At 55.4% G+C, this 22,198-nt stretch carries 29 protein-coding genes; 27 read left to right on the forward strand and 2 right to left on the reverse strand.

Going from position 1 to position 22,198, the window contains the following annotated elements; all coding sequences use genetic code 11:
• The first annotated feature begins 10 nt into the window (after positions 1 to 10).
• The 27 genes from DW724_RS02470 (at position 11) to DW724_RS02595 (ending at position 21,411) form a co-directional block, all read left to right on the forward strand.
• Positions 11 to 1,066 (forward strand): major capsid protein, encoded by a 1,056-nt coding sequence (locus DW724_RS02470; RefSeq protein WP_117490801.1) that lies wholly within the window; start codon positions 11 to 13, stop codon positions 1,064 to 1,066.
• Positions 1,066 to 1,401 (forward strand): hypothetical protein, encoded by a 336-nt coding sequence (locus tag DW724_RS02475; RefSeq protein WP_118760522.1) that lies wholly within the window; start codon positions 1,066 to 1,068, stop codon positions 1,399 to 1,401. Before DW724_RS02470 ends, DW724_RS02475 begins: the two co-directional genes overlap by 1 nt.
• Positions 1,398 to 1,964 (forward strand): phage tail protein, encoded by a 567-nt coding sequence (locus DW724_RS02480; RefSeq protein ID WP_118648486.1) that lies wholly within the window; start codon positions 1,398 to 1,400, stop codon positions 1,962 to 1,964. Before DW724_RS02475 ends, DW724_RS02480 begins: the two co-directional genes overlap by 4 nt.
• A 4-nt stretch (positions 1,965 to 1,968) precedes the next feature.
• Complete coding sequence (locus DW724_RS02485; RefSeq protein WP_118760523.1) at positions 1,969 to 2,457, forward strand: hypothetical protein; 489 nt, start codon at positions 1,969 to 1,971, stop codon at positions 2,455 to 2,457.
• Positions 2,448 to 3,002, forward strand: a complete 555-nt coding sequence (locus DW724_RS02490) for a hypothetical protein (protein WP_118760524.1) — start codon at positions 2,448 to 2,450, stop codon at positions 3,000 to 3,002. Before DW724_RS02485 ends, DW724_RS02490 begins: the two co-directional genes overlap by 10 nt.
• 3 nt (positions 3,003 to 3,005) lie before the next feature.
• Entirely contained in the window at positions 3,006 to 4,436 is a 1,431-nt protein-coding gene (locus DW724_RS02495; RefSeq protein WP_118648492.1) for a phage tail sheath family protein, read from the forward strand.
• A gap of 14 nt (positions 4,437 to 4,450) precedes the next feature.
• Positions 4,451 to 4,966 (forward strand): phage major tail tube protein, encoded by a 516-nt coding sequence (locus DW724_RS02500; RefSeq protein ID WP_118760525.1) that lies wholly within the window; start codon positions 4,451 to 4,453, stop codon positions 4,964 to 4,966.
• 83 nt (positions 4,967 to 5,049) lie between these two features.
• The gene (locus tag DW724_RS02505) at positions 5,050 to 5,460 is read left to right on the forward strand and encodes a phage tail assembly protein (RefSeq protein ID WP_118760526.1); all 411 of its coding nucleotides are present in this window, start codon (positions 5,050 to 5,052) and stop codon (positions 5,458 to 5,460) included.
• Positions 5,461 to 5,622: 162 nt separating this feature from the next.
• Positions 5,623 to 8,922: a phage tail tape measure protein gene (locus tag DW724_RS02510; protein WP_243105674.1), complete on the forward strand. Its 3,300-nt coding sequence runs from the start codon at positions 5,623 to 5,625 to the stop codon at positions 8,920 to 8,922.
• On the forward strand, positions 8,915 to 9,127 hold the full coding sequence (locus DW724_RS02515; protein ID WP_118760527.1) for a tail protein X: 213 nt from the start codon (positions 8,915 to 8,917) through the stop codon (positions 9,125 to 9,127). Before DW724_RS02510 ends, DW724_RS02515 begins: the two co-directional genes overlap by 8 nt.
• Positions 9,124 to 10,158 (forward strand): phage late control D family protein, encoded by a 1,035-nt coding sequence (locus DW724_RS02520; RefSeq protein ID WP_118760528.1) that lies wholly within the window; start codon positions 9,124 to 9,126, stop codon positions 10,156 to 10,158. Before DW724_RS02515 ends, DW724_RS02520 begins: the two co-directional genes overlap by 4 nt.
• Entirely contained in the window at positions 10,158 to 10,493 is a 336-nt protein-coding gene (locus DW724_RS02525) for a hypothetical protein (RefSeq protein WP_118760529.1), read from the forward strand. Before DW724_RS02520 ends, DW724_RS02525 begins: the two co-directional genes overlap by 1 nt.
• A gap of 3 nt (positions 10,494 to 10,496) precedes the next feature.
• Positions 10,497 to 10,898, forward strand: coding sequence for a phage tail protein (locus DW724_RS02530; RefSeq protein WP_118760530.1), 402 nt, complete (start codon positions 10,497 to 10,499; stop codon positions 10,896 to 10,898).
• 12 nt (positions 10,899 to 10,910) lie between these two features.
• Positions 10,911 to 11,234, forward strand: coding sequence for a hypothetical protein (locus DW724_RS02535; protein WP_118760531.1), 324 nt, complete (start codon positions 10,911 to 10,913; stop codon positions 11,232 to 11,234).
• On the forward strand, positions 11,218 to 12,345 hold the full coding sequence (locus DW724_RS02540) for a baseplate assembly protein (protein ID WP_118760532.1): 1,128 nt from the start codon (positions 11,218 to 11,220) through the stop codon (positions 12,343 to 12,345). Before DW724_RS02535 ends, DW724_RS02540 begins: the two co-directional genes overlap by 17 nt.
• Complete coding sequence (locus tag DW724_RS02545) at positions 12,338 to 12,997, forward strand: phage tail protein I (protein ID WP_118760533.1); 660 nt, start codon at positions 12,338 to 12,340, stop codon at positions 12,995 to 12,997. Before DW724_RS02540 ends, DW724_RS02545 begins: the two co-directional genes overlap by 8 nt.
• 18 nt (positions 12,998 to 13,015) lie before the next feature.
• Entirely contained in the window at positions 13,016 to 13,891 is an 876-nt protein-coding gene (locus tag DW724_RS02550; RefSeq protein WP_118760534.1) for a phage tail protein, read from the forward strand.
• Positions 13,885 to 14,115: a hypothetical protein gene (locus tag DW724_RS15400; RefSeq protein ID WP_147358625.1), complete on the forward strand. Its 231-nt coding sequence runs from the start codon at positions 13,885 to 13,887 to the stop codon at positions 14,113 to 14,115. Before DW724_RS02550 ends, DW724_RS15400 begins: the two co-directional genes overlap by 7 nt.
• Positions 14,103 to 14,552, forward strand: a complete 450-nt coding sequence (locus DW724_RS02555; protein ID WP_118760535.1) for a four helix bundle protein — start codon at positions 14,103 to 14,105, stop codon at positions 14,550 to 14,552. The genes DW724_RS15400 and DW724_RS02555 overlap by 13 nt, the downstream gene beginning before the upstream one ends.
• A gap of 366 nt (positions 14,553 to 14,918) precedes the next feature.
• Positions 14,919 to 16,043 carry an RNA-directed DNA polymerase gene (locus DW724_RS02560; RefSeq protein WP_118760536.1) on the forward strand — a complete coding sequence of 375 codons (1,125 nt, stop codon included), beginning with the start codon at positions 14,919 to 14,921 and terminating at the stop codon, positions 16,041 to 16,043.
• Positions 16,028 to 17,746: a DUF6273 domain-containing protein gene (locus tag DW724_RS02565; RefSeq protein WP_118760537.1), complete on the forward strand. Its 1,719-nt coding sequence runs from the start codon at positions 16,028 to 16,030 to the stop codon at positions 17,744 to 17,746. Before DW724_RS02560 ends, DW724_RS02565 begins: the two co-directional genes overlap by 16 nt.
• Positions 17,743 to 18,228: a DUF4376 domain-containing protein gene (locus tag DW724_RS02570; RefSeq protein ID WP_118760538.1), complete on the forward strand. Its 486-nt coding sequence runs from the start codon at positions 17,743 to 17,745 to the stop codon at positions 18,226 to 18,228. The genes DW724_RS02565 and DW724_RS02570 overlap by 4 nt, the downstream gene beginning before the upstream one ends.
• The gene (locus DW724_RS02575) at positions 18,225 to 18,701 is read left to right on the forward strand and encodes a putative ABC transporter permease (RefSeq protein ID WP_118760539.1); all 477 of its coding nucleotides are present in this window, start codon (positions 18,225 to 18,227) and stop codon (positions 18,699 to 18,701) included. The genes DW724_RS02570 and DW724_RS02575 overlap by 4 nt, the downstream gene beginning before the upstream one ends.
• Before the next feature lie 5 nt (positions 18,702 to 18,706).
• Positions 18,707 to 19,012: a hypothetical protein gene (locus tag DW724_RS02580; protein ID WP_117490758.1), complete on the forward strand. Its 306-nt coding sequence runs from the start codon at positions 18,707 to 18,709 to the stop codon at positions 19,010 to 19,012.
• A 15-nt stretch (positions 19,013 to 19,027) separates the two neighbouring features.
• A complete protein-coding gene (locus DW724_RS02585) occupies positions 19,028 to 19,393 on the forward strand; it encodes a hypothetical protein (RefSeq protein WP_118648522.1) in 366 nt (121 codons plus the stop codon).
• 13 nt (positions 19,394 to 19,406) lie between these two features.
• Positions 19,407 to 20,987, forward strand: coding sequence for a glycoside hydrolase family 73 protein (locus DW724_RS02590; RefSeq protein WP_202183499.1), 1,581 nt, complete (start codon positions 19,407 to 19,409; stop codon positions 20,985 to 20,987).
• A 22-nt stretch (positions 20,988 to 21,009) separates the two neighbouring features.
• A complete protein-coding gene (locus DW724_RS02595; RefSeq protein ID WP_118760540.1) occupies positions 21,010 to 21,411 on the forward strand; it encodes a hypothetical protein in 402 nt (133 codons plus the stop codon).
• 63 nt (positions 21,412 to 21,474) lie between these two features.
• Here the strand turns inward: DW724_RS02595 and DW724_RS02600 are convergent, their stop codons facing one another.
• On the reverse strand, positions 21,475 to 21,759 hold the full coding sequence (locus DW724_RS02600) for a hypothetical protein (protein WP_243105675.1): 285 nt from the start codon (positions 21,757 to 21,759) through the stop codon (positions 21,475 to 21,477).
• 1 nt (position 21,760) lies between these two features.
• The gene (locus DW724_RS02605) at positions 21,761 to 22,174 is read right to left on the reverse strand and encodes a hypothetical protein (RefSeq protein ID WP_118760541.1); all 414 of its coding nucleotides are present in this window, start codon (positions 22,172 to 22,174) and stop codon (positions 21,761 to 21,763) included.
• Positions 22,175 to 22,198: the final 24 nt, after the last annotated feature.

Genomic DNA, 22,198 nt, shown 5'->3' on the forward strand with positions numbered 1-22,198 from the left:
CGAAGAGAAAATGGCTATCGAAACAACTATTTACACCCCGCGCACGCTGGGTAAGCTGATTACCAGAATGCCCCCTGTGCATACCTTTTTCCGCGATACCCTGTTCAAGAACCGCCGCACTTTCCCCACGAAGAGCGTTGACGTTGACTTCAAGAAAGGAAGCCGCGCCCTCGCACCGTTCGTTCACCCGAAAGTCGGCGGCAAGGTGGTTCCGAACAGCGGCTACCAGACGAAGACTTACACCCCTGTTCTGCTGGCCCCTGACAAAATCACCACCGTTGACGACCTGCTGAACCGTTCTGCGGGTGAAAACCCGTACAGCGGCAGAACACCCGCGGAGCGTGCCGTTGAGAAGCTGGCGGACGACCTGCGCGAACTGAACGAAATGATCGTGCGCCGCGAAGAGTGGATGGCGGCTACCGCCATTTTCACCGGGCAGATTCCCATTATCGGCGAGGGCCTGAACGAAGTTATCGACTTTGACTTCACCAACAAGGAAACCATCGTCAGCACCGAAAAGAAGTGGAACGCCGATACTTCCGACCCGCTGGGCGATTTGGAGCGCTGGCGCGAAGCCGTCCAGAAAGAGGGCTTTGTGAACTGCAATATCTGCATCATGGCAAAGGACGTTGCGAACGCCTTTGTAAACAATGCAAAGGTCAAGTCCGTTTTGGACGTTCGCGCCTACGATTTGGCAGTTATCAAGCCCCGCGAACTGCCGAACGGCCTTACCTACATCGGCACTATTCACAAGCTGGGCCTTGACCTCTACCAGTACAACGAGTGGTATCTGGACAACTGGACCAACCCCAACGCCCCGACGCAGAAGCCGCTTGTTCCTGACGGCACGCTTGCCCTGCTGTCTACCGAAGCGGAGTATTCCATCTACTACGGCGCAATCACCATGATTCCCGAAGAGGGCAAGACGTTTGTTACCGTGGAGGGCGACCGCGTGCCGCAGACGTGGGTTGAGCGCCGCCCGGACCGCCGCTTCCTGCAAGTCAACAGTAAGCCGCTGACCGTTCCCCATGAGGTCAATAGCTGGTACGTTGCAAAGGTCCTGTAATGAACTTCAAAGCGCAGGTTGAACGGGACCTTACAGCAATATTCCATAACGCCCGCGAACACGCCGACGTTATGGAATTCTGGATTGACGGGGTGCGCTACAAAGGCCCTGTCATCATTGATGACGGCGGCGCACAGGACAGGAAAAAGCCGTCTACGGACCATGTAGACGGCTTGGTTCTTGTTGACCTTGTTGTATATGTCCCGCTATCCCTGTTGAAGACCATTCCGCAAAAGGGCCTGAACATGGAAATCGGCGACCACATTTACCAAATCACAAAGGTTCACCCGGAAGCCGGGGAAATCGTTCTTTATTTGGAGATGCTGACCGAATGATTACTATTACAGCCGAACAGATCGAGCGGGTCAACCTGATTTTGTCAGGTGTTCCCGGCGGAATAGAAAAGGCGCTGTCAAGCACTATCCGCCGGGCGAACAATACCGTTCGTTCTGAAACCCTAAAGGGCATCACGACCGTTTATGCAATCACGCGGCAGAACGTCCGGGCGGAAACGACAATCAAGGTCCGCACACAGTCCAGCGACGGCGGAATTGTTGGAACTGTCCTGTTTGCGGGCCACAAGATACCGCTATACCGCTTCAACGTATCGCCGACAATTCCTATCCAACGGGCTACCGTGTCGGCGGCGGTGCTTGCCGGAAACGGGCGCACGCCGTTTCAAGACGCGTTCATTGCACGAATGCAAAGCGGACATACAGGTATGTTCGAGCGCGACGGTTCAAAGCGCCTGCCTATCAGCGAGTTCATGGGACCGTCTACGGCACAGATGGCGGGAAACAGTATCGTTCTTGCCGACGTGGAGGAAAAGGCACAAGAGGTCATCAACAAGCGCGTTGAACACGAAATCACCCGCATTCTGAACGGGTACGGAGGTTGAACGCATGACACCTTTACAACTGCTTGACGCGTTGGAAGCGTTTGTGAAGCAAGAAACAAAAGACATTCTTTTACCCGTCCGGGTGGACCGCAAGAGCGGAGAGAACAAGGAACGCGCGGCGGAGGTCTATAAAATGCGCCTGCCGAACAAAACCGCGCAGACGGAGCGGGTCCCCTACCTGCTGTTGCAGTACATCAAAAGCACCGACACGCAGGAACAGGGACAGGACCCGGAAAGCGAATGCGCCGTGCGTATCGTCGCCGCCACCTATTCGGAGGACGAAAGCGAGGGCGCAATGTGCGTCTTGAACCTGCTGACGCGAATCCGTGTCGCCCTGCTGAAAGATGGCGTTGTCGGCGGGCAGTTCGTCTTGAAATCTCCACTTGAAATGATTGTGTACCCGGACAGCACAGCCCCTTACTATTTGGGCGAAATGATGACGAAATGGGCAATGCCGATTATCGAAAGTGAGGTTCAACAGATATGGCAGTAGAATTCAAGTCCAGCATGAGCAAAAACGAACTGCTGGAAATTGCCGCGGAACACGGCATCGAAGCCGACGACAGCATGAAGAAAAACGACATTCTAAAACTGCTGGAACAGGCACGCGCCGCAGAGGGCGCACAGGAGCCGCAGGACGGCGCAGAAACGCCCCCGGAGGGTAACGACCCGGCGGAGGGCGACGAAGCGACACAGGAGCCGCAGGACGGCGAGGAAAGCACTACCGGGGACAGCGACACAGAGCCGCCCGCAGAGGACGCGCAGGAAGCCGCCCCGGAGGGCTACGGCCTGTTCGTGTATGCCGGTCCCTCCCTCCCGCACGGACGCTTGAAAGAACACGCCGTATTCAACGGTACGTTCGAGGACGTGAAAGCCTACCTTGCGGACGTGCTGGAAGACTACCCGCAGGCGGAACGTCTGATCGTTCCCGTGGAGCGGCTTTCCGCGTTTGCCGCAAAGGTCAAGACCCCCGGCAATATCGCGCACAAGTATTACAACGACATTGTTTCGACAATGCGAGGAAACAAGGAGGTATAAACGATGGCAAACTATTTTCACGGCGTTTCGACGCGTCAGAACGACACGTCGATTTCTACCCCTGTAACCGCCGATTCTGGTATTGCGTTCGTCGTCGGCGCGGCCCCCGGTCATACCGTGGGCGGCGCACCGAACGACCCTATCATGTGTCAGTCTTACGCGGAAGCCGTCGCCGCTTTGGGGTATAGCGACGATTGGGAGAAGTACCCCATTTGCGAAGCTATCTATTCGCAGTTCAAGCTGTACGGCGTGGCCCCTGTGGTGTTCGTGAACGTGCTTGACCCTGCGAAGCACAAGAAGAGCGTCGCAGAACAGAACTACCCCGTCGCAGACGGAAAAGTTCTGCTTCCCCTCGAAGCCCTGAAAAACACGGTCAAGGTGACAAGCTACACCGCCGGGACCGACTATGAACTTTTCTATGAGGGCGAAAACCTGATTCTTGAAGTTCTGGACGGCGGCAGTATTCCCGCTGAAACGGGAGAACTGACAATCACGTTCGACGCGGTGGACCCCTCCAAAATCAACGAAAACGACATTATCGGCGGCTTCGACACCAGCACGAAGAAGTATTCCGGCCTTGAACTGATCGACAAGGTTTTCCCGAAATACGGCATCGTCCCCGACCTTATCGTTGCCCCCGGCTGGTCCGACAAATCCAACGTCGCGGCGGTTATGACCGCAAAGGCGGATGCAATCAACACCGTGTTCACGGGTGCAAAAGCCCTGATCGACGCGGACACCAACACCGTTCGCCACTACGCGGACGTTCCCGCATGGAAGAAAGCACAGAACATGAACAGCAAGGCGGAAATTCTCTGCTGGCCTATGTTCGGGCTGGGCGACCGTGCGTTTCATGCGTCCGTCCACGCCGCGGGCCTGATGGGAAAGACCGATTCGGACAACGGCGGTTGCCCGGCGGAAAGCCCGTCGAACAAGTCCTTGCAGATCGACCGCGCTATGCTTGCGGACGGAACGACTGTGCTTCTCGATCTCGCGCAGGCAAACTACCTGAACAGTAACGGTATCGTTACGGCGCTGAACTTCATTGGAAGCTATGTGCTGTGGGGCGACGAAACCGCCTGTTTCCCCGCCGATACGGACGTGAAGAACTACTTCATTTCCGTTTCCCGTATGTTCGGTTGGGTTGCCCGTTCTGTCATTCTTACTTATTGGAGCAAGATCGACAAGAAAATGACGCGCCGCCTTATCGACAGCATCGTTGATTCCGTAAACATTTGGCTGAACGGCCTTGTTTCGGAAGAAAAGCTGTTGGGCGCACGCGTGGAGTTTCTGGACGAAGAGAACAGCACGACCGCGCTTATGGCGGGCAAGGCTGTTTTCCATATCTACATGACCCCCGCAAGCCCCATGAGGGAATGCGAATTCGTCCTTGAATACGACGCGGACTATGTGACTGCGGCGCTGTCGGCGTAAGGAGGTAAAGAACAATGAAAATTGAAAACGGCGTAACCAACTTTGCCGTATATGAGGACGCGACCGAATATTACGGCATGGCAGAAGTCACACTTCCTGAAATCACGCAGATTTCGGAAGAGGTCAAGGGCGCGGGCATCGCAGGTACGTTCGACGGAACGTTTGTCGGACACCTTGAAGCTATGTCCCTGACCCTGAATTTCCGTTCCGTCACTACGGACGCTATCAAGCTGGCAGAGCCGCGCAAGCACCAGCTTGATTTGCGGGCGGCTCAGCAGTCTTGGGATAACAGCACGGGCCGCTATGTCCAGCAGGCCGTGAAGCACGTCCTTGTCGTCAATCCGAAAAAGTTTGCCCCCGGCAAGCTGGCCCCGGCATCTTCCGCGGAAGCGTCCGGCGAATATCCCGTGACCTACTACGCAACGTACATCGACGGTAAAAAGGTTCTGGAAATCGACATTCTGAACTTTATCTACTACGTCAACGGCGTTGATTACCTCGAAGACGTGCGAAAGGCACTTGGCAAGTAAAACCCGGCGGGGCTTCCCGCTGGGTTTTATTATGCCCTTTTCTGTATCTGAAAATATGAATTTCTAAATCGGAGGAATTGACAATGAGTGAGAACATCAAAAACACCGCCGCAGAGAGCGCACAGAACGCCGCAGGAGCGGCGGAAGCTGTCACCCATGATATGACCGCGGAAGCCGTAAACGAACCCGTACAGGCTGACGCAGGCGTTTATACGCACACGTTCAAGAAGCCTTTCGAGTACGCAGGCGAAACCTATACGACCCTGACGTTCGATTTCGAGAAAATGACGGGCCGCGACATGGTTTCTATCGAAACCGAAATGCAGATGAACAATGAATACTGCCTTGCGCCGGAAGTGTCCCGGAGTTTTCAGGCGAAAATGGCGGCAAAGGCCGCGGGTATCGGTAGCGACGTTCTCGACGCTATGCCTATCAAGGACTTTAACCGCATCACCAACGCGGCAAGGAGTTTTTTAATCGACACGGGCTATTAAAAAGCCCGGCGAAGTGGTGGCGGCGGGAGTGCTTCAAGCTGGCGCAGGCAACGTATACGCCCGTCTCGTTCTGGCTTGATATGAACATGACGGAAATTACGGCGTGGATTGAGGACATCAACGCCGCCGCGAAACAGAAATAGACGAAAAGGGGTGGTGAATTTGGCTGGACGAAAAGAATATGAACTGCTTTTCAAACTGCAAGCGGCTTTGGGCGGCAACTTCAACACGGTTTTTCAAAGCGCGTTGAACACCACAAAGCAGATGCAGAACAGCCTAACGAAGCTAAATTCCATCACCGGGAAAATCGACGCTTACAAAAAGCAGGAAGCCGCCCTTGAATCGAACCGTCAAAAGCTGGAACGCCTGACCGCAGAGCATGACAAACTCCAACGGGAAATAAGCGAAACCGCCGCCCCGTCGGAAGAACTGCGGCAGAAGATGGCGAAGAATGAAAAGCAGATTGCCGCGACAACTGCGAAAATCGAAGCGCAGGAACAGCGGTTACAGACGCTTGGTTCTGAACTGTCCGCCGCAGGCGTGAACACGGCGAATTTGAGCGCGGAGAATGAACGGCTTGCAAAGACCTATGACAAGGTAAAGAAAAGTCAAGAGGAATTGGCAAAGGTAAGCGCCGCCCTTGAACAGAACAACGCGGCAATCTCCCAAACGAAGACCCAGCTTGCGGGAACGCTTGGAACCCTTGCCGCGCTTGGCGGCGCTATCTATGCCGGACCCGTGAAAAAGGCTGCTGAATTTGAAGCCCAAATGTCAACCGTCAAGGCCATTTCCAACGCATCGGCGGACGACATGAAGCGGCTTTCAGAGGAAGCGAAGCACATGGGCGCGACAACGCAGTTCACCGCAGTTGAAGCCGGAAAAGCCCTTGAATATATGGCTATGGCGGGTTGGAAGACCGACCAAATGTTGGGCGGCTTGCCCGGCATTATGAACCTTGCCGCCGCGTCCGGCGAAGACTTGGGGCAGGTTTCCGACATTGTAACGGACGCACTGACAGCGTTCAACATGACAGCAGACCAGTCCGGGCGCTTTGCGGACGTACTCGCGCAGGCATCTTCCAACGCGAACACCAATGTTTCCATGATGGGCGCGACGTTCCAGAAAGTAGCGCCCGTGGCGGGCGCGTTGGGCTACTCTGTGGAAGATATGTCACTTGGAATCGGCTTGATGGCGAATGCGTCCATCAAGGCAGAAGTCGCAGGCACAAGCCTAAAGACGGCCCTTGCTAACATGGCAAAGCCAACAAAGCAAATGCAAGCCTACATGGACAAGTACGGAATCAGCCTGACGAATGCGGACGGAAGCATGAAGACGTTCCGCGAGGTCATCGACAATCTGCGGTCCAGTTTGGGCGGGCTTTCCGAATCCGAACAGGTGGCGGCGGCTACCGCCATTTTCGGCAAAGAGTCTTTCGCAGGTATGCTTGCTATCGTAAACGCAAGCGACGCTGATTTCAAGAAACTGTCCGATTCGGTCAACAACGCCGCAGGCGCGGCGGAGCGCATGGCACAAATCAAGCTGGACAATTTCGAGGGTAAAGTTACCCTGCTGAAATCCGCATTCGAGGGCCTGCAAATCGCGCTGGGCGACGCGCTGTTACCGACATTCACGCAGGGAGCAGAGAAAGCCGCCGAACTGATTTCCAAACTGACGGAATTTATAAACGCAAACCCGGAACTTGTACGGACCATCGTAAAGGTGACGGCGGGGCTGTTGGCATTCAAGGCCGCGGCCCTGACTGCAAAGTTGGGCTTTCTTGAACTAAAAGGCGGCGTGCTGACTATTCAAAAGGTCATGGCGCTTTTCAAGGGAAAGACAGCACTTGCGGGCGTGGAAGCCGTCGGGTTCGCAGGAAAGGTCAAGGGCGTTGCAAAGAGCGTGACCGGGTATTTCGGCGGCATTGGGTCCGCGGCGGGCGGTGTAGGCCGCGCGTTCGGGCAAATGTTCAGCGGAACAAAAATCGGCGGCGCGTTCTCCAAAATCGGCGGCGCGGCGGGCGGCGTATTCTCGAAGCTGTTTTCGGGAATGGGCGGCGTTGCGACGAGGGCATTCACAGGCGTTGCCGGGACCATCACCAACATATTGGGCAAAGCCGGGACCGCTGTTGCGGCGGGTCCGCTGGGTAAAATCGGTTCCGTTATCGGAAAGGGTTTCGGGAAAATAGGAACCCTGATTGCCCCGCTTCAAAAGCTGGGCGGCGCTATCTTGGGGCCGTTCAGCGGCATTCTTGGAAAAGTGCTTCCCGTGGTGGGCGTTATTTCGCTGATCGTTGCCGCGGTCCAAATCCTACGGGACAATCTGGACAAGGTGCGCGAAGTCGTAGGCCGGGTGTTCGGTGACGCTGGACTTGTCATTTTCGACAAGGTGGTTGCGGCAATAACAAACATCGGCGATACGATACGCAACGTCTTCACGGACGGCAATTTGGGCGGCGCACGGCAATTCCTGATAAACCTGTTCGGAGAGGAAGCAACGGGCGTTATCGACGGGGCCATTACGATTTTACAAACCGTCTGGAATATTCTTTCCGGGTTCATCGAGTTTGTGAACACCTATGTTCGCCCGATTGTGGAGCAAATCTTTTCTTTCATCGTCGGGACCGTGCTTCCGCAGATCGCGCAGGCGTTCGCAGAGTGGGCACCGACTATCGCTTCTATCCTGCAAGGACTTGCGGAAGTGGTTTCCACCATTGCAACGGCAATCATGGCAGTTATTCAATTCCTTATGCCGACGATACAAAGCATCATCGGCGTTGCGCTTGAAACCATCAAGGGCGTTGTATCTGGTGCGCTGACCGCGATAAAGGGCCTTGTAGACGTTTTCGCAGGCATCTTCACGGGAGATTGGACCCGTGTTTGGGAGGGCGTGAAAAGCATATTCAGCGGCGTTTGGAATTCTCTAAAGAGCATTGCAAGCGGCGTACTGAACGGCATTATCAGCCTTGTAAACGGCGCGATTTCCGGCTTGAACAAGCTGAAAATCCCTGATTGGGTCCCCGGCATCGGAGGAAAGGGCATCAACATTCCGTTGATACCGCAATTTGCAACAGGTACAGACAGCACGCCGGACACGTTCATAGCTGGTGAGCAGGGCGCGGAACTTATCACCAACGCAAAGAACCGAAGCGTATTCACCGCGGCGCAGACGGGAAGCATCTTCCGCAATCTTGCGGACACGGTAAACGCTATTCGCACCGCAGGGGCCGCGCCGTATCAACTGGCCTATGCGGGAGCGCCCAGCGTTGCCGCACCGACCCTGAACGCAGGCGACGGCAGAACGTCCGTCGTCATTCATAGCGCACCCGTGTTCCACGTCGGAAACGACGCGCAGGCACAGGACATTGAAGAAATGCTACGCCGCCACGACGAAGAGTTGTTGGACGAAATCGACGAGCGGGAGCGGCAAAGACAGGACGACGAAAGGCGGCGGAACTATGACTAAATACACCACAATAGCCGGGGATATGTGGGACGGCATCGCCTATAAGACATTGGGCGACGAAGCCTACACAGACCGGCTTATGAAGTTGAACCCGCAGTACCGCCGCACTTTCGTTTTTCCCGCCGGAATCACACTGACAGTTCCAGAGCCGGAAACGCGGGTTTCCTCTGATCTGCCGCCGTGGAAGCGAGGGACTGCCGAATGAATGCACGAAGAACCGCTGTCCGCCTGACCTTTGCGGGGGTGGACATTTCGACCGACATAAACAAGCATCTTCTTTCACTGACCTACACGGACAACGAAGAGGATAAAACGGACGACCTGCAACTATCGCTTGATGACCGCGAGGGCGTGTGGCTGGGAAACTGGCTGAACACACCCGGCGCGTCAAAGGGCGTGGAAATCTCCGCCGTCATCGTTCAAAAGAATTGGGAATCCAACGGGAAAGACCGTGTGCTTGACTGTGGCGTTTTTGAAATCGACACCGTGGACGGGAGCGGCCCGCCCGCAAAAGCGACCATCAAGGCCGGGTCCATTCCCTACAAGTCCACCGTGCGGACGCAGAAGAAAACGAAAGCATGGGAGAACTACACGCTTTCCAGCATCGCAAAGGAAATTGCGGGCAAAAACGGGCTTACCTGTATGTTTGAATCCGCGTTCGACCCTCTGTATACCCGGAAAGAGCAGATACAGGAATCGGACATCACCTTTCTTCAACGGCTTTGCAAGGCCGCGGGAATCAGCCTGAAAGTTACCGCAAAAATCATCGTTCTTTTCGACGCGGCGGCTTATGAGCAGAAAGACGCGGTGCGCGTCATCAAGCGCGGGACGGCGGACGTTAGTTCGTGGTCCTTTTCAACCAGCTTGCACGACGCGTCATATAGCAAGTGCCACGTTTCCTATACCGACCCAACGACGGGAAAGACCATCGAATACACCTACACCCCGCGAAACGCGGATAAGGACGGTCAAGTTCTGGAAGTGAACGAAAAGGTTTCCAACAGAGAGGAAGCCCGGCAACTGGCAATGAAGCGCCTGCGGCAGAAGAACAAGGGCGAATTCAAGGCATCGTTCAAACTGACCGGGGACGCGCGGCTTGTGGCTGGCATCACGGTTCAGGTATCGGGCTACGGCGCGTTCGACGGGAAATACATCATCGAAACGGCGACGCATTCCGTGTCAAAGAGCGGCTATAAAACCGATTTGACGCTACGCCGGGTATTGGAGGGGTATTGATGGCCGATCTATCAGTTTTGAAAAATATCGTGAGGACGGGCCGGGTTTCGTCGGTCAACGCCGGGACGCGTACCGCCCGCGTCACGTTCGAGGACAAGGGGCAATCGCCGCTTGTATCGGGAGAACTAAAGGTCATCAAGAACCCGCCGTTCATTCCGGCAAAGGGAGCGGCACAGAGGACAGAGAGTGAAAGCGGCGGAAGCGGTGAAGCCGCATTTGCCGACCATTCGCACGCCGTCAAAATAGCCCCGTGGTTGCCGTCGCCGGGCGACTATGTTTTATGCCTGTATATCCCGACGGACGACGGCGACGGGTTCGTGATTGGAGGGATATAAACAATGGCGCTTATCGGGAATTGGGGTGACTTCACATTCTACGTTTCCGCGGACCAAATCAAGACGTTCGACAGTCTGAAATGGGACAGCGCGGCAAAGTATTCCACCCACGACCGACACTTACGGGAACCCCTGTTAGAGTACACCGGGACGGACGTTGAAACGATAACGTTCACCATGTTCTTTTCCGTGTTCTTGGGGGTAAACCCTATCAAAGAAATTGCAAGCCTGCTTCAAGCTATGCGGCGGGGCGAAGTGAACCGACTTGTCATCGGGCCGAAAGCCTACGGCACGAACAAATGGGTCATTACGAAGCTGTCAAATTCCTTGAAGCGGTTCGACCGATGGGGCAACCTGCTTGTCGCGTCGGTGAATGTTACGATGCAGTCTTACGCAGTCAGATAAGGAGGGCGGGAAATGGCATATATCGTGAAAGCCTTTACGCCCGGCAAACTCAACCTTGCGCCGGAGACGCTGGAAGAGGAAGTTTTGCAGAACGTCGCTATCATCGTGTCAACGCCGAAATTCTCTGTCCCACTCGATAGGGGGCTTGGGTTGGCGCAACGGTTCATCGACAAGCCGATACAGGTTGCACAATCTATCTTGATTTCGGAGGTTCTGGACGCGGTAGAAGAGTATGAACCGCGGGCAGAGGTAACAAACGTCACGTTTGAAGCGGGCGAAACGCCGGGCCTGCTGGTCCCCGTATTGGAGGTGAATATCGTTGACAACGAAGAGTAGAACATACCCCGACATTTCCTACGTCGAAACCGACACGGAAACAATCGTGAATGCGCTGATACAGGGGTACGAAAAAATCGCCGGGCGCACGCTGTACCCGGCGGACCCGGCGCGGCTGTTCATTCTGTGGGTTGCCGATATTATCGTTCAAGAGCGGGTGAACATTGACTTTTCCGCGAAACAGAATATCCCGCGGTATGCAGAGGGCGAATATCTTGATTCCCTCGCAGAACTGTTCAAGGGCGCGGAGCGGTTGGAGCCTGAAAAGGCCCGAACGACCCTGCAATATACGCTTTCTATCCCGCTGGAAGTGGCAACGACCATTCCGGCAGGCACGCGGGCCACGCCTGACGGTGAAATCGTGTTCGCTACGCTGGAGGACCTGACAATTCCTGCGGGACAGCGGACCGGGAGCGTGGAAGCGGAGTGCCAAATAGAGGGCGAAAACGGAAACGGATTTATCCCCGGACAAATCAACCAGCCGATAGACGTTTTCCCTTACTACGAAAGCGTCGAGAACATCACGGAGAGCGCAGGGGGAGCAGACAGGGAAAGCGACGCGGCATTCTATGAGCGTATGCGCGAGAGTGTGGAAACCTATTCTACGGCGGGACCGCTGGGCGGGTATGAGTATTTCGCAAAATCCGCGTCGGCGCTGATCGCAGACGTGAAAGCAACGTCCCCGAAGCCGGGAGAAGTAGACGTGCGCGTTCTGCTGACAGGCGGCGAACTGCCGGGGGAAGAAATCTTGAAAGAGGTTTTGGACATTCTGAACGCCGACACGGTGCGCCCGCTGACGGACCATGTGACCGTCGCCGCGCCGCAGGCCGTTCCGTATAACATCAACGTGACCTACTACACGCAGGAGGGCGGCGCATTGAGCGCCGACACCATCGCGGCGGACGTTGCCGCGGCGGTGAAGTCTTTCCAGAAGTGGCAGGCCGAAAAGATGGGACGGGACGTGAACCCATCCCAGCTTATCGCCTTGTTGATGCAAACGGGCGTGAAGCGTGTTGAAGTCCGTTCCCCCGTCTTTGCGGCTGTGGCAGACAACGCAGTTGCACAAGTCGGCACGGTTTCCGTCGTGAACGGAGGTGCGGAACGTGAATAACGAAGACTTCTATTCGGCAGACTTCACGAATTCGCTTCCGCCCGCGCTGAAAAACGACCCTGACATGATGGCGCTTGCACAGACCATTTCAGCGCAGTTGCAGACGACCGCGGCGGAAGTCCGAAAGAACATCATTTACGCCCGTATCGACGAACTGGACGAAGCGACGTTGGACGTGCTGGCTTACGACCTGCACGTTGACTGGTACGACTATTCCTATCCTATCGAGGTAAAGCGCCGGACCATTCGGGACAGCATACAGGTCCACCGCAGATTGGGAACGAAGTATGCCGTTGAAAAGGCGTTGGGGGCTGTGTACCCCGGAACGAAAGTGGAAGAGTGGTTCGAGTACGGCGGCGACCCGTATAAATTCCGCGTCGTCATCGGCGCAACGGAAGCGGGCATCACCGCAGACCGTCAAGCGGCGGTCCTCGACCGTGTGCGTTTTTATAAAAACCTGCGGTCCCACCTTGAAGCAATCAGTTACCAAATCGAAAAGCGAACAGCGGTCAAGGTTGCCGCCGTCCACGCTATCGGGCAACGCGTCGAAGTCTACCCATACTTGGCGCGAAATATGGAATCGCACGGCGGGTTCTACTGCGGCGGCTATACGCAGTACGGGCGGAAACTTGCAGTATTCCCAAATAAATAACGAACGGAGGGTGAAGAAATGGAAGATAAAACGTATGGAACCCTTGTGACCGACTGCGGAATACAACTGATTGGGGCGGCGGTCATGGAGGGAAAGAAAATCAATATTACGGACCTTGCTGTGGGTGACGGCGGCGGAAGCTACTACAAGCCGAATTCTACCATGACCGCATTAAAGGGCGAAAAGTGGCGCGGAAAAGTAAACCGCGTAGAGATCAACGAGAAATCCCCAAACATGATTGACGTAGTAGCGGTGATTCCGTCCGATGTTGGCGGGTGGACAATCCGCGAAATGGGCGTTCTGGACGAAACAGAAACCCTTATCGCGGTTTGCAATACCCCTGACACGGAAAAAGTCATCATTTCAAGCGGAGCGGCGGGCGAAATCGAATTGACGATGCACATTGAGATTTCCAACGCGGACGCTATCTCTTTTATCATCGACCCGAACGTAGTAACGGCAACGAAAAAAGACATTGCAGACCACGACGCATCGAAGACGGCGCACGCCGCAGAGTTTGAGAAAAAAGCAGACGTTACCGACCTAAACGCACACGCGAATAATACGGATATTCATGTAAACCCGTCTACGATGGGAAATTACGACACGGCAATTTCGGGGCTGATCGAACATAAGGAAGATACGAAAATTCATGTGACGGCGGAAGAAAAAGCATCGTGGACGGAGGGTGCAGAGCAGGCGGCGGCGGACGCGAACAGAGTAACCGAAGCGCTTAACGCCATTGCAGGAATTGAAAGCCGCGTTTCTCGCGTGGAAGACGGCCTGTTCAACAACATCACCGGAAACCCGTTTCTTGCGTCCTTTGATTCCCTCGACGGCATCACGCTTGTTAAGGGTATCTGGAACGAAGAAAGAAAGCGCATCGAATGTTGACGGAATATGCCTGCCCGCGGCGGGAACTGTCCTGCATCGTCGGAAACCTGTTCGTCGAACTGGAACCACCCTGCGACCATTGCGCCGCCGGGGACAGCCTGACGATATGCGGAACGACATACGCCGGGACACGGGCAACGCTGACCGTCACCGAATACGGATTTACCTTTGACGGACCGCCGGAGGAAGTCGAACAAATCCGGGAAAGGCGGTGTCTGAAATAGACCAGCGACAAACCGAACAAAAGCCCGCACAAGAATTTGCAATCATCACGAAAGCGAAAGATTTAGTCAAGCACACGTTTATGATGACAAGCGAACGGAGATTTCCGAAGAAGTACCGCTTCACCATCGTAAACCGCTTGCATGATTTGACGCTTGATATTTTTCAACACATACAGGAAGCGAACGAACTTGACCTTACAGACCCGCAGGAATACCGCGAACGGCGCTACGAACAGAAAAAGGCGCTGACAGAGTGCAAGACGGTTCTTTTCCTGATCGAACTTTCCTTTGAAAAGGAACTTATCTCTTCCGAACAATGCGCGGAATGGACCCGGCACGTTATGAACGTGAAGAACATGACGGCAAAGTGGAGGAAGCAGGATAGAGAGCGGTTCGCCGCACTACAACAGAATAGAGGAATCACGCCGCGGCGGTAACGCCCGGCGTTTTTCTTGGGGTGCGGCTTGTAGCGTCCAACTCTTACAACGTCCGCAACGTCAATTCCTCTGGCGCGATGAACTGGAACAACGCTTACAACGGCAACAACGGCGTTCGCCCGCTTTGGTGGAAACCGCGATTGAGTAGGCCGAAAGGCTGAAAACAGAGGACCACTATCAAAGGAAGCCGCATCCCTCCGCCGTGGTGACAGCACGACGGTAAATACAAGATTGGTGAAGCAAGGTCCACGGAAACCAGCTTCCGCCCGCCGCGGACGCGCGGCGCGGTCCGATGATGACGCGTTGCGTGCGGCGGGAGCCGCAGACGCGCAAGGCCGATTCTATACACGGCAAGGAGTTTTTTATATGCAAGGCGCAGAATTCGAGCAGGTATATGATTTCGGGAACCTATACGCGGGGTTCCTGAAAGCACGCAGGGGCAAGCGACACAAACCCAGCGTTGCAAAATTTGAAGCAAATCTTCTTGAAGCCCTATGCCTACTTTCGGAAATGCTGAAAACCAAAACATACCGACCGTCAGATTATTTCGTTTTCAAGGTCTATGAACCGAAAGAACGAATCGTTATGACGAACGCATTCAAAGACAAGGTGGTTCAACATTCCCTATGCGACAACATACTTGAACCCGCGTTTTCAAAAGCCTTTATCCGGGATAACTACGCATCGCAGAGCGGGCGCGGAACACATGACGGGTTATACCGCCTTGAAGAATTCATGCGGTCCTACTACTTCACACGCAAGGCGAACGCCGAGCGGGAGCGGCGGGCCGCGGGATTGCCGCCGCCCGGCCCGGAGGAAGTGCGGCACTATTCGGACGGCTGGGTTTTGAAATGCGACATATCGAAGTATTTCTATTCAATCCAGCATGAACCGTTAAAGCAGATGACGCGGAAGTACATCAAAGACCCGGATATTCTGTGGTTAGTTGACCTTATCGTTGACAGCACGGAAAATCCGGGAATTCCTATCGGCAACCAGACTTCACAATGGTTCGCCGTCATGTATCTTTCGGGCATGGACCATTTCATAAAAGAAAAGCTGGGTATTCGCTATTATGGGCGGTACATGGACGATTTCTATTTGATACATGAGGACAAGGCATATTTGCAATACTGCCGGGGCGAGATCGAACAATACGTTGCCCGGCTGGGCCTGCGGATGAACAAGAAAACAAATATCTTCCCATTGCGGAACGGTATTGATTTCTTGGGCTTCCACACCTACTTGACCGAATCGGGCAAAATCATTCGCAAGGTCCGGCGGTCAAGCAAAAGTAACGCACAACGCAAATTGAAGAAACAGCGCGGTCTACTGGACCGGGAGAAAATCAGCCTTTCGGACATTGAACAGTCATACGGAAGTTGGCGGAGCCACGCCGCAAAGGGCAACTGCTATCACCTGATACAGAAAACCGACAGCCTGTTTCAAAATCTATTCAAGGAGAGTGAAAAACAATGGCCCAAAGTTTGAATGCGCTTGCCGTCGGTGCGCTTGTCAAAGATACAGGCACGCTTTACAACGGTAAGCCGATCATTTGGAAAATCGCCGACAAGGGACACACGGGCTACCCGTCCGGCGCTGTGACCCTGATTACGGAGCGCATTATTTCGCTGAAATGCTTTGACGCTATCGAATCCGGCAACAGTGACGGCAACCGCCGCAGTTACGGCAATAACCGTTGGACCCTTTCCAACGTGCGGCAATGGCTGAACAGTCAGGCCACCGCCGGGAAGTGGTACAGCGCCCAGCACAGCGCAGACGCGGCCCCGACGAATGCGAATGTATGGAGCAACTACAACGAATACGACGCGGAAGCGGGCTTCCTTGCGGGCTTCTCCGCGAACTTTGTTGCGGCCCTGCTTTCGACGACCCACACCGTCGGCAAAGCGTCCGTAGACGGCGGCGGTACGGAGAGTTGCACCGACAAAATCTTCCTTGCGACCTGTACGGAAGTCGGCTTGTCCGGCGACGTGACCGCAGAAAGCAAGCTGGCCTTGTTCAGCGACAACAATTCCCGTCTTGCCTACCCAACGGCGGAAGCCGTGAGCAAGAGCGAATACACGGACGGAAATTTCAACGTAAATTCGCCGTGGTATTGGTGGCTTGCCGACGCTTACGCGTCCAACTCTTGCAACGTCCGCTACGTCTATTCCTCTGGCGCGATGGACTGGTTCAGCGCTTACCTCGGCAGCCTCGGCGTTCGCCCGCTTTGTAATTTGTCCTCTGGAATCTTGGTATCTGATAGACCGGATTCCGACGGAGCATACACGATCATTTGGAACCGCGCCCCCTCGAAGCCCTCTTCCATCACGGTTCCGTCCAGCGTGCGCGGCGGCGAAAGCCTGTCTATCAGTTGGGGGGCTTCCACGGACGAAGACGGCAATCTTTCCGGCTATATCCTCGAACGGCAGGTCAACGGCGGCGCATGGGCGCAGGTATACAAGGGCATCAACCGCAGTTACACCGACGCAATCACGTTCGGCTGGACCTCTATTGCGTACCGCGTCAAGGCGTATGACAGCGCGGGCGCGGAATCGGCGTATCAGACAAGCGCGACGCGGACGGTGGTAAACAACCATGCGCCCGTTATCAGCGGCACGGATTCCAACTTGGGAACGAAGACCGCCGCGTTCACGCAGAGTTACAGCGTGACGGACAAAGACAGCGGGCAGACCTTGACCGTGACGGAGTACATCGACGGCACGCAGAAGCGTTCCTATACCGCGACAAGCGGACAGACCTATTCGTTCAACATCACCGCCGCAGAGTGGGTGAAGCTGTTGAACGGGTCCCATACGCTGAAAATCGTTGCGGCGGACAACTACGGCGGAAGCGCGACCCGGACGTATACGTTCACGAAGAACGAAACGGAAATCGAACTTACGCTTGCTACCCCGCTTACTGCCGATGATATGGTGACAAAGGGTATCATGTCTGTCGTGCGTCAAATTCCAGCAGGTGCAAAATTCACCGTGAAAGTCTGCAACAACGGCAACGACGCTTCCCCGACGTGGGAGGACGTGACGCAGAACGTCGTAAGCGGAAGTAAGTTCTTCCTTTCCAACACCACCAAAACGGCGAGCGCTTGGGGCTACAATTTCCGCATCAAGGTAAAGCGCGGAACGGCAACGGGCGATTGCTTCATTACGTCTGCGGGAGGTAACTTTGAATGAGCATTCAGCACAGAGAAGACAGCATTCGTGATATGAAGTTGGAGCGGCTGGGCGTGACCCCGCCGCAGGACTGGAACGACGTTGAGCAGGTCCGCACGGCGAAGAAAGCGGAAATCGGCCTTGCGTGTTCCGCGGCTATCTATGCCGGAATCGACGTGGGCGGCGCACATTACAGCCTGACCGAACACGACCAAACCGAACTTATGGCGCAGTTCCAGACGGTCAAGGAGGGCGCGGAGGAAGTGCCGTATCACGCCGACGGTGAACTTTGCCGTATGTATACCGCGGAGGAATTCACCGCGCTTACACAGGCCGCGACCGCCCACGTCTTCTATCACCGCACTTACTGCAACCACCTGAACGCGTGGATTAAACGGGCCGGGCTTGATGAAATCCCGGCTATCGTGTACGGCGCGGACCTGCCCGCCGACCTTGCGGCAAGCATGGCGGCGCTGATTGAGAAAGCAGGTGGCGACGCGTGAAACGTATCTTGACGATTTGGGCCACGCTGGGCGCGGCTTACGTCGTATTTGAAACGCTTTTCCGTGGGTACTCCCACCCGTCTATGTTCGTTGTAGGCGGGCTGTGCGGGGTTCTGGTTGGCACTATCAATCAGGCCCCGCGCTTTTATCGCGCCCCGGTCATCGTGCAATCGGTCATCGGGGCCGTTATCGTGCTTGCGGTAGAGTTTGTTTCCGGGTGTGTCCTGAACCTGTGGTTAGGGCTGGGCGTTTGGGATTACAGCAATCAGCCGGGAAACGTGCTGGGCCAAATCTGCCCGGCGTTCGGCCTGCTGTGGTTCTTTATTATGCCGCTTGCTATTTGGGCGGAGGACACAACGCGATATTTGATTTGGGCGTATGACTGCGCGGTTTATCACTCGCAGGAAGCGCCGCCCACAATCGCCCCGTATTCGCTGAAAAGCGTTTACGGGGACTTCATTTGCGGGAGGTGAAGAACATGAATGAAATACTTGCAGGTTTGAGCGTCGTTAGTACGATTTGCGCTATCGTGTTCGGCTACGTTGCCTTTGCCCGGAATGGGAAAAAGGACGTTGCCGACGAAGCGAAGAGCGACGCGACCGTTCTTACCGAAATCGGCTACATCAAGGCCAACACGGACGAAATCAAGGCAGAGCAAAAGGAACAGCGCAAAACGAACGTTGAAGTCGTTACGCGCCTGACCGCCGTTGAAGCGTCCGCAAAACAGGCGCACAAGCGCCTTGACACGTTCGAGAACCGGGAGCGGCACGAACACGAAGAGTAAGAAAGGCGGCGCGGCATGATTTATCTTTTCAGCGTTGCCGCCGGGCTGGTTGGCGGGTTCGCCGCCGTCCTGCTGTTGAGCGGACGACGGCCCCGCCGACGCAGAGAGGGCAAGCAGAGCCGCCGGAAGATAGAGTGTTCAAAGCTGGTTCTTTGGGCGGTCCTCTGTACCTATTTCGCCGGGTTCGGCGTGGGCGTATGGGCTGTTGTCCTCGACGTTTCACAGCTTGGCGTTTTCCTTGCCTACGTTGGGACACCGACGGCAACGGTCATCGGCTTTTATTCGTGGAAAGCAAAGGCTGAAAACGTTGTGAAAATCAAAAAGGCAAACCCGGAGGAAACGGAGGGAATGCCCGTTGACCTGAACAACGTTCAGCCGTAACGGAGGAATACACATGACACAGGAACAAAAGAAATTCATCGAGCGGGTGGGCGCACTTGCCGCGGCGGATATGCAGAAAAGCGGGGTCCTCGCGTCCATGACGATAGCGCAAGCAATCCTTGAAAGCGGTTGGGGCAAATCCGGCTTGACGGTCAAGGGGAACGCCCTGTTCGGCATCAAAGCCGGGACAAGCTGGACTGGGGCCGTTTACAGCGGCAAAACGCAAGAGTGCTACGACGGCGTGACCTTTACGACCGTGACGGGCCTTTTCCGGGCCTATGGAAGTTGGGCGGAAAGCGTCGCCGATCATTCCGACTTGCTTTCGTGCAATGCCCGCTATAAAGCGGTCATCGGGGAGCGGGACTATAAAGCCGCGTGCCGGGCAATCGCCGCGGCGGGCTATGCGACCGACCCGAAGTATGCCGACAAACTGGTTCAAATCATCGAAGCATACGCCCTGACCGCCTACGACGGCGCAGGAAGCGCCGTAAAGCCCGGCGGTTCAAATACCACGGCGGGGACCACAAGCCCCGCAGACGCGAAAGGAGCAGGCAAAATGAAAGCGTCTGAATTTATCAACAAATTGCAAAACATTGTGGACAACTATAAAACGCTGTACGTCATGGGCTGTTTCGGTGCGCCCCTGACGGGCGCGAACGTGTCCCGCTATTGCACAAATCACAGGTACAACAAGCAGGCCGCGCGAACGGCGATGATTCGGGCGGCGGCGGATAAGAACCCGCCCGTCTACGGGTTCGACTGCGTATGCCTTATCAAAGGCGTTCTTTGGGGTTGGAGCGGAAACGCCGCGAAGCCATACGGCGGCGCGGCCTATGCTTCCAACGGCGTTCCCGATCTTGGGGCCGACACCATGATTACGAAGTGTTCCGGCGTGTCCGCTGATTTCAGCGGCATTGTTCCGGGTGAAGCTGTCTGGTTGCCCGGTCATATCGGCGTATACATCGGCGGCGGAAAGGTCATCGAATGTTCGCCCGCTTTCAAGAACTGCGTGCAGGTGACGGCGTGCCTGAACATTGGCGCTATTTCCGGCATGAACGGGCGCAAGTGGACGAAGCACGGGAAGTTGCCGTATATCACCTACGACACCGCAGGCGGCGCACAGGACGGCGCAGGAAGCACGACAAAGCCCAGCGGCACAACTACCACCCCGGCGGCGCTTGCGTTCGCTGTGGGCGACGTGGTGCGCTTTACGGGCAACACCCATTACACCAACGCGGCGGCGGCAAGCGGCGCGGTCTGCAAGCCGGGAACGGCAAAGGTAACGGCGCTTGCAAAGGGGGCAAAGCACCCGTACCACCTTATCAAACAGCCCGGCGGCGGTTCCACCGTTTACGGCTGGGTCAATGCGGCGGACGTGCAGGCCGTCGGGAGCGGCGCGACCGCGCCGAAAATGCGCGTCGGCGCAAAGGTGAAGTATTCCGGCCCGCTGTACCGTGACAGCAACGGCGGCGGACAGGGCAAGACCGTAAACGGAACGTATACGGTGAAGTATTACTATCCAGGCCGCAAGTGCGGCGTACACATCGACGGTTTGGGCTGGGTCCCCGAATCCGGCTGTGCCGTCATCAGTTGACAGATAGAAAGGAGAAACGGAAATGAACATTCTTACATTCCTTGCGAAGAATTGGGACAGCGTGCTTGTCGTCGTTGCTTTCCTCGCGCTGGTTGTCGCGCTTATCAAGCGCGGCGAAACAAAGATTTTGAAGCAAATCCTTTTCAACCTTGTAACGCAGGCTGAAAAGCAGTTTGGAAGCGGTACGGGTTCCCTGAAATACGCCGCCGTCGCGGACTGGATTTATCAGCGAATCCCGGCGGTGCTGAAACTGCTTTTCACGTCCAGCGATATTGAAAAAATGATCGAAGCCGCTTTGGAGGAAGCGAAGAAAGCATGGGGCGCGAATGAGAATTTGAAAGGCTACATCGACACCCCATCCGTGGAAAGCCTGCTTGTCGGTATCGAAGAACAGGCCGTCCAGACCGAACCCGCAGAAAACTAAACACGTCCGATTCGGACAAAAACGAAAGCCCGTCGGGGGTCATTCCCCGGCGGGCTTTTTTGTTTACTCCATTGCGCTTTCGATACTGTCGCACGCGGAAGAGATAGATTCAATCGCTTCATCAATGCTGTATGAGGCAGATTCGGACTGTTCATAGCGTTCCGAACCTTGCAGACTTTCGGGCATATTCTCCCGGCTTTCGTCCTCTTCCTCTTTGATGGATTCGAGTTCGTCAGAGAGAGCGGACAGTTTATCGAAGATTTCTTGAAGAGCCTTGCGACGGATTTTGTTCATACAAATTTCCTTTTCTTTGCTGGGGCAGGCGGCGTTTGCGCCGCCTGCTTTCATCTTACGCGCTGACCGTGGACACGTCAAGCCGGAACGCGAGGTCAAGGACCTTTGCGCGGGTTGCGGCGTTGTGCTGAACGGCCTTTTCCAACGTGGCCCGGACCCCAGCGGGAGCAAGGGACAGACCGTAGGCAATCAAGCTATCTTCCGACGCTTTCAGGACGGAACGGGCGGCGTTCAGTTCTTCTTCAAGCCCGGCGGAAACAATCAGCGCGGCGCATTCGTCGTTCGCCTTTTCAAAGGCCGCGTCATCCTCCATGCAGTAAAGGAATTTGGGAACGGAGCCGTCGGGATTGACAATGCCTTTGTCGGCAATGAACTTCTTTTCGATGGCTTCTTGCTGGGATTCGACTTCCTGCACGCGGGCTTTGGCGACCATATAGGCCCGCTGGAACTTGTTTGCAGTTCTTTTCATGTTCATTCCCCTTTCTTGCGGCGG

The sequence above is a fragment of the Butyricicoccus sp. AM27-36 genome (assembly GCF_003480945.1).
Taxonomy (GTDB): Bacteria; Bacillota; Clostridia; order Oscillospirales; family Butyricicoccaceae; genus Agathobaculum; species Agathobaculum butyriciproducens.